This is a genomic window from Bacillus cereus group sp. BfR-BA-01355, from assembly GCF_022663675.1.
GTDB lineage: Bacteria > Bacillota > Bacilli > Bacillales > Bacillaceae_G > Bacillus_A > Bacillus_A thuringiensis_S.
On the sequence record NZ_JAKUFY010000057.1, the window covers coordinates 1 to 13,283 of the forward strand.

The following is a 13,283-nucleotide window of genomic DNA, read 5'->3' on the forward strand; positions in this document are numbered from 1 at the left end:
AAGAAAAGGACACGAGTTATTTTACCCGGTTATACAGAGAAGGAAGGAAAGCTGAGAACTTCCTAACGCAGAAAAATAACTTACCACCTTAGAGCTGCACTGGGGAAATTAAGTATCTAGTGCCGTATAAACGACGTTACCGTAAAAGAAGCCATTGTATGTTTACAATGGGAATCTGGGTGGAACCACGGGTATAAGCACGCTCGTCCCTATTTTAGGGATGAGTGTGCTTTTTATTATGAAATGGAGAGATGAAAAATGAAAGAACAAATGATTGAAATTAAATTTCCAGATGGTAGCGTGAAAGAATTTGTAAATGGAGTTACTTTAGAAGAAATTGCTGGATCCATTAGCAGTAGTTTGAAAAAGAAAGCAGTCGCGGGGAAAGTAAATGATGGATTATATGATTTACGCCGAAATATTGAAGAAAATGCGGAAGTGGAAATCATTACTATAGATTCAAATGAAGGTGTAGAAATTGCAAGACACTCTGCGGCACATATTTTAGCGCAAGCTGTAAAAAGATTGTATGGTGATATAAATCTTGGAGTAGGGCCTGTTATTGAAAATGGATTTTATTATGATATGGATCTTCCAAGTAGTGTAAACATAGAAGATTTACGAAAAATCGAAAAAGAAATGAAAAAGATTATAAATGAAAATATAAAGATAGAACGAGTTGAGGTTTCTCGAGAAGAAGCAGCTAAGCTGTTTCAAGAAATAGATGATAGTTTGAAATTAGAACTTTTAGAAGCAATTCCTAGTGGAGAAAGTGTAACACTATATAAACAAGGTGAATTTGTAGATTTATGTAGAGGACCACATTTACCATCTACAGGTTATTTGAAAGCATTTCAATTAACTCACGTTTCCGGTGCATATTGGCGAGGTGATAGTAATAACCAAGTGCTTCAGCGTATATATGGTGTTGCATTCTCTTCTCAAAAAGAATTAGAAGAGTATTTACATTTCGTTGAAGAAGCAGCAAAAAGAAATCATCGTAAGTTGGGAAGTGAGCTTGAGTTATTTATGTTTTCTGAAGAGGCTCCGGGAATGCCGTTTTATTTACCGAAAGGACAAATTATTCGAAACGAATTGGAAGCATTTTCAAGAGAAATTCAAAAAGAGTACAATTATCAAGAAGTACGCACTCCGTTCATGATGAACCAAGAAGTATGGGAGAGATCAGGGCACTGGGGACATTATAAAGATAATATGTATTTCTCTGAAGTAGATAATAAAAGTTTTGCATTAAAACCGATGAACTGCCCAGGGCACATGCTTATGTTTAAAAATAAATTGCATTCTTATCGTGAATTACCGATTCGTATGTGTGAATTTGGTCAAGTACATCGTCATGAATTTAGTGGTGCGTTAAACGGATTATTAAGAGTACGTACTTTCTGCCAAGATGATGCACATTTATTTGTAACTCCAAAACAAATTGAAGATGAAATTAAATCCGTAATGGCGCAAATTGATTACGTATATAAAACTTTTGGATTCGAATATGAAGTAGAGCTTTCTACTCGTCCAGAAGATTCAATGGGTGATGATAAATTATGGGAGCAAGCAGAAGCAGCATTAGAAAATGTATTACAATCGCTAAATTATAAATATAGACTAAATGAAGGTGACGGTGCATTTTACGGGCCGAAAATTGATTTTCATATTAAAGATGCTTTAAATAGAAGTCACCAGTGCGGAACAATCCAGCTTGATTTCCAAATGCCAGAGAAATTTGATTTAAATTATATAGATGAAAATAATGATAAGAAAAGACCAGTTGTTATTCACAGGGCAGTTTTAGGGTCATTAGATCGCTTCTTAGCAATATTAATTGAGCACTTTGGAGGTGCGTTCCCGGCATGGGTGGCACCAGTTCAAGTGAAAGTAGTTCCGGTTTCAAATGCAGTACATGAACAATATTGCAGTGAGGTTGCACATAAATTAGCACAAGCTGGAGTTCGTGTTGAACAGGATGCACGAGATGAAAAATTAGGATATAAAATAAGAGAAGCACAAATGCAAAAAGTACCGTATTTTCTTGTTATTGGGGATAAGGAAATGGAAAGCGGAGCTGTAAATGTACGTAAATATGGGGAAGAGAAGTCAGAAGTTGTTGTGCTAGATGTATTTGTGGCAAGGATTGAAGAGGAAATAAAGAATAGAGAATATTGATTGTAAAGAAAACACACTATTAAAAATTAGTGTGTTTTCTTTTTTATCTTACAAAAATGTAAGGTAAATGTAAGCGAAATCGAGGGAATGAGTTGTAGAAAAATGAGAATATGAAGTAGGAAATAGGTTCATGTTACGGATGTAACTCTTATTGAATGCATAATTAAAAAATTCTTAAGAATTCACATGACAAAATAATAAGAAATATGTGAGAAATTGATTTTATACAAAAGGGATGGAGTGAAAGAGATGTCAACAAATGTAGTTACTGTAGAAAGTGTAGAAAAAACGTATGGGAAAAGAAATGAGAATCAGTCAAAAGCATTAAGGGGCGTATCGTTAAGTATTAAAGAAGGAGAATTTGTCGGGATTATGGGGCCTTCTGGATCTGGAAAAACGACTTTACTTAATGTGATAAGTACACTTGACCAGGCGACAGGTGGTAGTGTGACGATAGCTGGAACAAATATTACTTCTATGAAAGGTAATGCATTATCAGATTTTCGATCTCAAAAATTAGGTTTTATCTTTCAAGATTTTAACTTACTAGAAAATTTATCAATTTATGAAAATATCGCTTTACCACTTTCTTTGCAAGGCGTACCGTCCAGTGAGATTACTGGAAAGGTAAATGACGTTGCAAAAAAATTAGGCATCACTGAAATTTTAACAAAATATCCGACTGCTGTTTCTGGAGGACAAAAACAAAGAACAGCGGCGGCAAGAGCTTTAGTACATAATCCGGCAATTGTATTAGCAGATGAACCGACAGGAGCGCTTGATAGTAAAAACGCAAAAAGTTTATTAGAAGCGATGCAAGATTTACATGAAAATCACAATGTAAGTATTTTAATGGTTACACACGATGCATTTAGTGCAAGTTATTGTGAGCGTATTTTATTTATTCAAGATGGTCTTCTTTATAAAGAATTAAATCGTCAAGGCACTCGAGAGAATTTCTATCAAGACATTTTAGGTGTGCTCGCTCATATGGGCTCAGCTGCTGAGTCTAAGTAGGGGGCGAAACTATGTTATTTAAATTATCACGTCATAGTATGAAAAAGATGTTAAAAGATTATATGGTTTTACTTATTGGTCTCGTTATTAGTATTAGTATTTTCTACATGTTCCAAACGATGGCGATGAATAGTGAATTTACGAAAGATAATAGCCTAATTAGTAGTATTAGACTCGTCTTTTGGGTAGGTGCAATACTATTATCTTTCATTACTGTATTTTATATTATATATGCCAACTCTTTCTTGCTCACGTTAAGAAGAAAAGAACTCGGTATGTACATGATGCTTGGTGCGAAAAAGAAAAAAGTAGCACAGTTATTATTTATTGAAACATTCGGTATGGGGATTGTAAGTATTATTATCGGTATTGTAGTAGGGATGTTACTTGCAAGTGTAGCAGGAAACTTTTTAATGAATGGAATGGAAATTTCAGCAAAAGGTAGTTACGCATCTGTATACACACCAGCAATTTTAGTTACAGCTATTTTCTTCTTAATACTATTTTTCATTACTGGCTTAATGAACAGCGTCCGATTGTTACGTAAAACTGAACTAGAGTTAATTCGTGAAGATGAAACACTAGATGAAGTGAAGAAAAGTAAAACTCGCATTATTATAATGACAGTACTTGGTGTATTACTGGTAAGTACAGGGTACTATTTTATGATCAATGTAAAAATATATGCTGAATTAGGTTTTATTATAGCAACCATCGTTACAACACTTGGCACATATTTTATCTTTAGTTCATTACTCCCATTTTTTGTGATGAAAATTAAAGGGAATAAAAAACGAAATGAAATTGGTCTAAATAGTTTTACATATGCACAGCTACGCTTTCGAGTAAATAGTTTATCGAGAGTATTAGGTACTGTAGCGATGTTAATTGCATTAGGAGCAGGTGCGATGACTGCAGGTATGGCGTTCCAAAAAAATGTAGGTATTATGACAGACTTTTCTCGTGTATATGATGTTGTAATTCATGATCCGAATGATCAAGACAAAGCGGCCTTGAAAGAAATGGAAATTGTTGAAGAGAGCAATTACAAATATAAAGTAGATGGAGAAGCGGTTTATTATTTACGTAACGACTTAACTGCGAAACCACCACTTGTTTCAGACCATTTTGATACAAAAACTTTAAAAGAGCCTGTTCGTAAACGTGTGACTGAACCTTTAACTGAACCTGTATATTCAGCTTTAGAGGCTCCTGAATTAGCAAAATTCCCTCAAATGCCAAAGGATTGGGAAGACGCAGTTGTAAGAGAGATACAAATTACGCATAATCAATTTAGCGGAAAACCAGTAAGAATTGCAGACGAAGAGCATTATAAAGGGATTCAAGGAACAGAACACACTGTAACATTAGCAAAAGTAGATGATATGAAAAAATATAAACCGTTATTGATCGAAATAGACAAGAGACAAAAAGAACAAATTGAAAAAGCAACAGGTGCAAAGGTAGACTTATTTACGAAAATGACAATTTATCAGTTTATGAACAGCTTCATGAGCGGAACAATGTTTATGGGATTTTTCCTCGGAATTGCCTTTTTAGCAATGATGGCGAGTTCCCTTATGTTCAAAATATTAACAGGTGCTTCTCGTGATGTACGCCGTTATGAAATGTTACGAAAAATCGGCGTAAGACGTAGTATGTTAACGAAAAGTATATATAAAGAAATTTCATATTTATTTATCTTCCCAGCAATCATTGGCATCTCTCACGTTTTAGTGGGGCTTAACTTATTCAGCTTTATATTAGTTGATCCGTTTGTAAAAGTGTGGGTGCCAATAGGAATCTTCTTAGTCATTTATTTCATCTATTACTGGATAACTGTTCAACTTTATAAAGGGATGGTAATGCCGAAAGAAGAGGTAGCTAAATAGTTTATGAAAAGAGTCCTTGTTTTGAAAATAGGGCTCTTTTTATGTTTTTTATAAAGAAGGAAAAGATTGATAATGGTCGAAAAACATAATGTTATTTCCAATAAATTACTAAAATGATAATGTTTTATTAAGAGAAACGACCCGAAGTATGAAAGAAATGCTACAGTTATTTCGAAACAAAGTGTATGCACGTTTTTTCTAGGGAATATTTTAGAGCGACTTAGTTCTATGATTGCTGGAATTATTCTTTCTATAGAGAGATAGAAAGAATAAAAAAGATAGCTGAAGACAAATTGTTTTCAGCTATCTTTTTTGTTTAATTTAGTGATGTCCAGCTAGTAGAGTAAACGCTATTATTAGGAGAAAACCACTAGTTGCCCACATTAGAAATGTAAGGAAAGAGAGCTGTTTCTTAGCTTTCCAAAGCATTTCATGAATTGTGACATATCCAAGTGAACCAATAGCGCTTCCCATAATGAGGCCTTGCAGGTGAAGAGCTTTTCCTTCCATCAAAATTCCAAAAACCGTACCAGTACCGAGAATAAGAGAAAGTAATAAAGTCGTTAATAAAAAGGAAATATATTTATGCTTTGTAAAAAGAAATGGAATAATTAAAGCTAATCCTTCTGGAATATGGTGCACGACGATTGCTATTAAAAAGGGAATGGCAGAGTCATTATGATTTATAAAAGCTGTACCTAACGCAAATCCACTAGGTATATTATGAATAAATATAGCGAAAGAGAGAAAAAGGAAGGTTTGCCATGCTTGTTGATCTTTTTTATGTATCATTGGATGATGACAATAGTTATCTAATAAGCTCATAACTAAAATACCGATGGCTATACCAAGTATAGGCCCAATTATTTCATAGCTTGAAAATGTTTCAGGGATAATTTCAAGTGATAATAACCCGAATAAAATACCACCACATAATGCGTATAAACGATGCATCTTTTCTTCAATGAGTTGGCGTGTTGCTACTCCAACAGCACCACCTAACAGTAATCCACCGAACGAAAAAAATGTTACAATCATTGGGATCCATAAACGTTCCATAGTATCACACTCCGATTCTATTCCCTTATTTTTAGCTTACGAAAAATTAAGTTGGATTAGTCCAAGTAATTGTGTTTGAGTATAGAGAAAAAAGTAGTGATTCGTTATAATTTATATATTAAATTTAAGTGAGAAAATGAAAAGGGGAATTGGTTATGCAACAAATTAAAAAAATAGGAAACTCATTTTGGTATATGACACCAGTTTCTGAAACGGATAGACCTATATTAGGAATGGTTGTTGGAAAAGAAAAAACTTTAATGATTGATGCAGGGAATTCAGAAGAACATGCACAATTATTTTTAGAAATGTTAAAAGAACAAAATGTATCGAATCCTGATTTTGTAGCACTAACGCATTGGCATTGGGATCATATTTTTGGATTATCTGTATTACGGAATGCATTAACTATTTCGCACGCTGAAACGAAAAAAGAAATGCAGGCAATAGTATCTTATGAATGGACAGATGAAGCGTTGGACGCACGCGTAAAAGAGGGTACTGAAATTGAATTTTGTGCGGATTGCATCAAGAAAGAGTTTGAAGAAAAAGCGAGAAATATTAACATTATTCCTCCAACCTTAACGTTCCAGGATCAAATGGAATTAGACCTTGGTGAAGTGACCTGCGTGTTAAAACATGTGGGCGGAGATCATGCACATGATTCTGTTGTTATGTACATAAAAGAAGAAAAGATATTGTTTTTAGGAGACTGTATATATGCAGATATTTTTTCTTCGAAGTGGAACTATACGACGAAAAGAACGTTTAAATTGATAGATGAATTAGAGAAATTTGATGCTGAGACATATATTCTTTCTCATGGGGAAGCGATAAATCGAGAGGAGTTTTTACAAGAGATTCGTATGTTAAAAACAGTAGGAACTTATACAGAAATTCATAAAGGCGATGAAGAGAAGATAAAGGCAGTGTATAAACAAGAACTAGATAGGGAATTAAATGAAGATGAGTTAGAAACAATAACGTATTTTGTCAATGGTTATGAAATGGTTAACCTGTAAAACATAGCTCTAATCAAATAGCATTATACTGCACAAAAAGAGTATTGAAATTTAATTCAATACTCTTTTAAATATTAAGTTCCAAGCAATTTCTAAATTTTTTGGCTGGTTCATCATCTGGATTTATACCACTTTCAAAACTGGTAGTGAAAGGTAACCACTGCCAATCTTCGCATCCTACAAAAGCTACTCTTGACCAATTCTCAATGAATTCAATGAAATTATTCGCAATCTTATACCCATGTCCTTCTCCATCGTCGTGGCTTAGGTAAATTATCGGAGCATCTATATTATCTTTCATATCAAATGCTAAATAATCTCCATTTCCCACTTCACAAAATGCTAATTTGTTGTGCCAAACTACATCATATTCATCATCTAGATTTGAAAAAACCTCGTCAACCAAGTCTTTACGTTCTTTTTCGAATTCAGAAAGACTTTCTAAACTCCAGTGGGGTGTTCCGCAAAAAATATCAGTAAATTCATTTGGTAGCTCTACATCGTCAGGTAAAAACCAGCGTAAGCTAAAATTTCCTGAGAACTCTAAAAGTACTTTTTTGAAGCTATTTGGTAGTTTAATACCCAGTTTTTCTTCTACTTGGATTATTTGTTCAAGGGAAGATGGTTCATCTATACAAACTTCTTGAACTTCACCACCTATGTATTTAATTCTAGAAGTTATAATTTCTATTCGTTCTTTTAGTAACTCATAATCCATCTTATCACCTCATGTTATATTAATTAAAGTATATCATTCTTAATAAATTTTTTCGTGTTATTGAGGTTTTAAGTAGCAGCTTTTTTAGCTAATTTAGTAATATATTCAAAGAAAACATCGTGTTTTACATCGTAAACGACATTTACAGGTCGTCCATTAGCAGTTTCCTCTGTACGTCCTTGGCTTGGTCCGTATGTATGAACGATACTATTAATCGTTTCAGTTTTTGCAAGGTTAGTGTTTCCGACAAGCGCGGTAGTTAGTACATCCCATAAATAGTAAGTAGAGTTCGTTGAGAAGTGAACGAGAGGGGGGACCATTGCATAGCATTGACCAAGGAAATCCATACCAATATACTTTCGTTCTTTTGCCCACTGTTCACGTATGTTTATAGTTAACGGAACTTGGTTTGTACTTTCTAGTGTCACTAAGTCGATTTTAATTTTTGCATCCCATACACGAGCCACTGCTTCAGGGTCCCAAAACGAATTCCACTCAGCTGTTCCATCATGCTCTGGTTCATGTACATTGCCTGCTGTAAGAAATGTACCACCCATCCAAACGAGACGTTCAATTTTATCTTCGATTATGGGAGCTTCATATAATGCACGAGCAAGGTCAGTTAGGGGCCCAGTAAATAATAAAGTTGTTTTTCCTTCCGTTTGTAGAAGCGTTTCTATTAAATGATGATGCGCGGGTTTTGCCACCACGGGTGTTACAACTTTTCCAGACTCATTTAAAATTGGTAGAGCATCTACATAAAATGCATGCATCCGCCAGTCTTTTGGAAACGGGTTTTGCCCGCGAGAGTTTGAAGCGGCTACTGCAATATTACCTTTGCCGAAGCGATCGATAATTTTACGACTGGCAGACATTGCGGGTTCTAAATAGCAGTCTGCTGGGATAACAGATACACCGGTAAGCTCAACGTTTTCCATTTGAAGTAATAAAAATAATGAAATTAAATCATCTACGCCGCCATCATGATTGAAGTACACTTTTTTCTTCATTGTAATCTCCATCCTATATGATTTAGTTAGAAATTAAATATGAATTGAGGAGAAGTCATCAATAATTTCCACCACTTCAATTTCTCCATTAATCAGTAGCTCAGGAAGTTCATTTCTAATATTTCCTTTCCAATACTCTCTAGCTTGTTCGATTTTTTGAGAAAAAGGAATACCATCTTCTTTTGGTAAAAGATTCCCGTCACCTTCAAAAGAACTTCCGATTACTTGTAGTTTAACAATCTGTAAAACTTCTCGATTGTAAGAATCAAATAATGCTTTCCATTTTAAAGCATCTTCATAGCTTTTTGCAGCGTATAAACAAGATAATCTGGAAGGATATTCAGGGAATTCTTGTAGTCTAACCATTTCTACAATTGTTTCTCTAGCTGCTCTAATTGTTTGATCCATATAACTCATGACTACTTTAGCATTTTCATTATTTATATGTAATTCGTTATTTTTATAGTGTTTATTTAAAATTTGTATGCCATCTTCACCATTAGCATTTAATTGTTCTCTTTCAAAAAAGAAGTGATATAGAGTATTGTGTTGATTTTTGTTAAAAGGAATGATTTGTCCGATATGCATTTTTTTCTTTGTTACGATATGATATACGAAAAATCCTTGTTCATTCATGGTTATCCTCCTAGTAATAATGTAATGCAATGTTAAATTTAGTAATTCAACATTGAAATATATAAAACCTTTATAAGTAAAAGTGAGAATTTGAGTTGAAAGTAAAGAAAATACATGAAAACGTTTTAAATTTGTTCACAAAATGTTCACTTACGAAGGGGGTTTCAATATCGATATAATGACAAAGACTCAAAGAGAAAGGATGATGAATTTTGCCAACAACAAGAAAAGAAAACCTCCAATTTGGTATGATGATGTGCCTTGGGATGGTTATCGTAATGACGTTTTACAATTTACTAATGAATGAAACAGGAGGACCAATTTATATTAAAGAGATTGCATTAGAACTATTAATTGGCTTTATTATTGCGCTATTAATTGAAATATGTATCGTTGGACCTTGTGCGAAAAAAATTGTATTCATGTTGCCATTTGATAAATCTAAGAAAATAAATATTATCGTTGCGATGGCGACAACTATGGTAATCGGAATGGTGTTCTTTATGTCATTTTTCGGTATGGCTATGATGCATTTACATGGTGGACTACAAGGAGCTTCATTTGTTTCAATTTATTTTTCGATTTTTATTAAAAATTTCATAATGGCATATCCATTACAATTAATTATTATGGGACCGCTTGTACGTTTCTTATTTGCAAAGTTTGTTATGAAAAAGAAATCTTTTAATGTAGCGTAATTCAAATTTATAAAATTTTATATATAAATAATAAAGATAAACACATCTCGCATTTTTGAGGTGTGTTTTTTGTTCATTCCAAGTTATTTTCATAGTGATGTGACATTTGTCCTTTTGCCATTATAGGATTATAGCTTTTAATTAAGTCAGAAATAAAAGATGAGGAGATGATTTTTTGAAAGGTATTATATTTGCTGTTTTTGCGGGGATATTTATAACACTTCAAGGAACCTTTAATGCGAAACTTAGTTCACATATCGGTATATGGTCGACGAGTATTATAACCCATTTAATTGGATTCCTTATTGCAACAACTGTATTTTTGTTAAAGAAAGAAGAGAAAGTAACAGATTTAAAGAGTGTGAAAAAAGTATATTTAGCAGCGGGTGCATTTGGTGGATTCATTATTTGTGCAGAAACGATGGCGATATATTCACTAGGAGTTACATTGACAGCTGGCACACTAATGGTTGCTCAATTGTTAACGGCAACAGTTATTGAAATGAAAGGACTGTTTCATATAAAAAAGATACAGATGGAGAGATATCATATTGTGGGAACAATAGTAATGATTATAGGTATTGTTGTATTTAATATGTAAATGAAAGGAGAAATGAATATGGAGGATAAATCAGGTTTAATTACGCATTATTTGAGAACCAATAAAACGCTCGAGATTTTTTCAGAAATAGATACAGTTTATTTTCAATTAAATTACTTTGAAAAAGGCGAGCTTATTTGCAATATAGATGACGAAATGGATCGTTTATATTTTGTTGTTAAAGGTAAAGTAAAAGTTTACACGATTACATCAGAAGGAAAGAAACTAATCCTTCGCTTTATCAATCCATTGGCCATTGTTGGTGATATTGAATTAATTCAAAATAGCAAAGCACATAATGTCGTTGAAGCTTGTTCAGATGTTATAGCTATCTCCATTTCTAATACGGTTATTAGAAACAAGTTATTACATGATCCTATATTTATGAAGTTCTTACTTGAAAACATTGCGAACACGTTAAAAATATCGACTCGTTTTACTGCTCTTAATTTACTTTATCCTGTAGAAGTACGTGTAGCTAGTTATTTACTTTCAATTTCAACAGATAGTAACGGGAATATGTACAAAGGGGATTTGGATACGACTTCGGTAACAAGTATTGCAGACTTTATAGGGGTAAGTTATAGGCACGTAATTCGGGTATTACAAAGATTTTATAATGATAAATTAATTGAAAAGAGTAATGGAGTTATTGTCATTAAAGATTTTTCTAGAATGAAGGAAGTCGCTAAAGATAATATATATGAGCAATGAAAGGGAGAGGAAGATTTTGATTGGATTTAGTTTAGCTATATTAGCAGGAATATTAATTAGCGTACAATCTGTTTTTAATGCAAAAGTAAATGAAAATGTAGGACAGTGGTTAACGACTACATGTGTCCTTGGAATAGGTCTCATTAGTTCTATTCTATTTTATATCATTACAGAAAACAGTATTAACATTAAAGTGTATACTACAAATTATTTGTTTTATGTAAGTGGACTGTTTGGCATCGGGTTAATTATTTGTATAATGGGTGCAATAAAGAGCTTAGGTCCAGCATATACGGTGCTAATTAGTCTTATTACTCAATTGGTCGTTGCGTTATGCATTGATACATTCGGATTATTTGGAATGGAGAGTATTCCATTTCAAGTAAATAAATTAGTTGGTATAGGTTTATTAATTGTGGGAGTAGGAATTTTTAAAAATCTATTTTCGAATAAGAAAGCTATTCATATAAGAAAGGGTAGGGTCTAAAGAATATAAAGGGAAAAAGTGTGAATGGTCAGAACTTATACATCTAGATAGTAATAAGTGAGCTATAGGGAGATAGGATAAATGAATCAGTTAATGTTGCAAGATGGTGTACACTATTTGAAAATCAATGGGATTATGCATTGGTGTAAAGTTGCAGGGACAGCTCATAATACAGTCCCTCTTATTATAGTACATGGTGGTCCAGGTGGTAATCATTATGTATTCGAAAGAACGCTTGGTTTGAAGTTAGAAGGAAATATGACTGTAGTTTATTACGAACAAAGAGGTTGCGGACGAAGTGAGGCACCAGAAGATGACGGTGAGTACTCAATCAATACTCTAGTCGAAGATTTAGAGGAATTAAGAAAGCAATTACATGTAGAGAAGATAAATTTGTTAGGATATTCTTTTGGTGGACAACTTTGTTTAGAGTATGCTTTGAAATATCCAAAAAATGTTGAACAAATGGTATTACAAGCACCATCGTTAGATGATTTTAATGATATGTATACTGTGCAGATAGAAGGTTTTCTACAAGTAACGAAAGGGGAAATGAAAGAACAAATATTGATAATAAGTAAGTCAGAAATTCCTTTAAAAGAAAGGTATAATCAAGTTTGGAGTATAGTTGATACAGAAAATTTAGATCGACTATTGTTTAAAAATGAAGAATTTGCAAAGCTAAATAGAAGGTTTTGGGAGGAAAGTAAGTTAAGTAATACAGGGAAGATGAGTAAAGTTATTTTTGGAACAAAATCATCTTTACCGCTTATTGAGCGTATTAAAGGTTTAGAAATTGATACGTGTGTCATAGTTGGAGCGCATGACTATAACACGGGTGTAGGAATGAGTTATAGAATAACGAGACAATTGAAAAATGGTAAACTTGTTATATTTGAAAATAGTGGACATTTCCCAGATATCGAGGAGACGGATAAAGTATGTGAAACGATTATTGAGTTTTTGGAATAAAAGGGGGATATTAAGGTCGAACCGAATTAATAGAGTTGAATTGGTTATTGGGATATTAAATCATGTAATATGCTAATTGTTTACTTGTAATTGAGGAAGAATCAATTAGTGTATTTGGAAAATAAGTAAAAAAGACCTCGTAAGGTGGAGGTCTTCTTGATTTATTATTTAATATTTTGAACTTATATGAACGGAAGTAGAAGAGTATGATAAGCACTTTCAGGGAACGAGAATATAACCGAAAATAAAATATTACTTAACATATATAACTAATGA

The 13,283-nt window shown here is 33.2% G+C and carries 13 protein-coding genes and 1 pseudogene; 10 read left to right on the forward strand and 4 right to left on the reverse strand.

Translation table 11 applies throughout. The features are described 5' to 3' along the window. Positions 1-258 precede the first annotated feature (258 nt). The 4 genes and pseudogenes from thrS to MR167_RS18575 form a co-directional block, all read left to right on the forward strand. Complete coding sequence (gene thrS / locus MR167_RS18560; RefSeq protein ID WP_242315208.1) at positions 259-2,181, forward strand: threonine--tRNA ligase; 1,923 nt, start codon at positions 259-261, stop codon at positions 2,179-2,181. 249 nt (positions 2,182-2,430) lie between these two features. Continuing rightward, complete coding sequence (locus MR167_RS18565) at positions 2,431-3,198, forward strand: ABC transporter ATP-binding protein (RefSeq protein ID WP_000106426.1); 768 nt, start codon at positions 2,431-2,433, stop codon at positions 3,196-3,198. Positions 3,199-3,209: 11 nt separating this feature from the next. Further along, positions 3,210-5,090: an FtsX-like permease family protein gene (locus MR167_RS18570; protein ID WP_000897903.1), complete on the forward strand. Its 1,881-nt coding sequence runs from the start codon at positions 3,210-3,212 to the stop codon at positions 5,088-5,090. Positions 5,091-5,238: 148 nt separating this feature from the next. After that, positions 5,239-5,339 (forward strand): annotated as a pseudogene (locus MR167_RS18575) (MFS transporter); the annotation flags it as partial. Positions 5,340-5,411: 72 nt separating this feature from the next. Here MR167_RS18575 and MR167_RS18580 read toward each other — a convergent pair. After that, entirely contained in the window at positions 5,412-6,149 is a 738-nt protein-coding gene (locus MR167_RS18580; protein WP_000440612.1) for a ZIP family metal transporter, read from the reverse strand. Positions 6,150-6,304: 155 nt separating this feature from the next. On the opposite strand from MR167_RS18580, the gene MR167_RS18585 reads away from it, so the two are divergent. Beyond that, positions 6,305-7,171, forward strand: a complete 867-nt coding sequence (locus MR167_RS18585) for an MBL fold metallo-hydrolase (RefSeq protein WP_136997242.1) — start codon at positions 6,305-6,307, stop codon at positions 7,169-7,171. Between the two features lie 67 nt (positions 7,172-7,238). Here the strand turns inward: MR167_RS18585 and MR167_RS18590 are convergent, their stop codons facing one another. From MR167_RS18590 to MR167_RS18600, 3 genes are all read right to left on the reverse strand, one after another. Beyond that, positions 7,239-7,889 (reverse strand): SMI1/KNR4 family protein, encoded by a 651-nt coding sequence (locus MR167_RS18590; RefSeq protein ID WP_242315210.1) that lies wholly within the window; start codon positions 7,887-7,889, stop codon positions 7,239-7,241. A gap of 68 nt (positions 7,890-7,957) precedes the next feature. Continuing rightward, positions 7,958-8,911 carry a nucleoside hydrolase gene (locus tag MR167_RS18595; RefSeq protein WP_141481238.1) on the reverse strand — a complete coding sequence of 318 codons (954 nt, stop codon included), beginning with the start codon at positions 8,909-8,911 and terminating at the stop codon, positions 7,958-7,960. A 21-nt stretch (positions 8,912-8,932) separates the two neighbouring features. Then, positions 8,933-9,535, reverse strand: a complete 603-nt coding sequence (locus MR167_RS18600) for a DUF2441 domain-containing protein (RefSeq protein WP_001005235.1) — start codon at positions 9,533-9,535, stop codon at positions 8,933-8,935. A 212-nt stretch (positions 9,536-9,747) separates the two neighbouring features. Here MR167_RS18600 and MR167_RS18605 point away from each other — a divergent pair, with 212 nt between their 5' ends. The 5 genes from MR167_RS18605 (at position 9,748) to MR167_RS18625 (ending at position 13,007) form a co-directional block, all read left to right on the forward strand. After that, the gene (locus tag MR167_RS18605; RefSeq protein ID WP_001143403.1) at positions 9,748-10,233 is read left to right on the forward strand and encodes a DUF2798 domain-containing protein; all 486 of its coding nucleotides are present in this window, start codon (positions 9,748-9,750) and stop codon (positions 10,231-10,233) included. Between the two features lie 175 nt (positions 10,234-10,408). Beyond that, on the forward strand, positions 10,409-10,834 hold the full coding sequence (locus tag MR167_RS18610) for a DMT family transporter (protein ID WP_000676020.1): 426 nt from the start codon (positions 10,409-10,411) through the stop codon (positions 10,832-10,834). A gap of 18 nt (positions 10,835-10,852) precedes the next feature. Then, a complete protein-coding gene (locus MR167_RS18615) occupies positions 10,853-11,548 on the forward strand; it encodes a Crp/Fnr family transcriptional regulator (protein ID WP_000389684.1) in 696 nt (231 codons plus the stop codon). 16 nt (positions 11,549-11,564) lie between these two features. Next, the gene (locus MR167_RS18620; protein WP_242315211.1) at positions 11,565-12,035 is read left to right on the forward strand and encodes a DMT family transporter; all 471 of its coding nucleotides are present in this window, start codon (positions 11,565-11,567) and stop codon (positions 12,033-12,035) included. An 81-nt stretch (positions 12,036-12,116) separates the two neighbouring features. Next, entirely contained in the window at positions 12,117-13,007 is an 891-nt protein-coding gene (locus tag MR167_RS18625; protein WP_001072686.1) for an alpha/beta fold hydrolase, read from the forward strand. Positions 13,008-13,283: the final 276 nt, after the last annotated feature.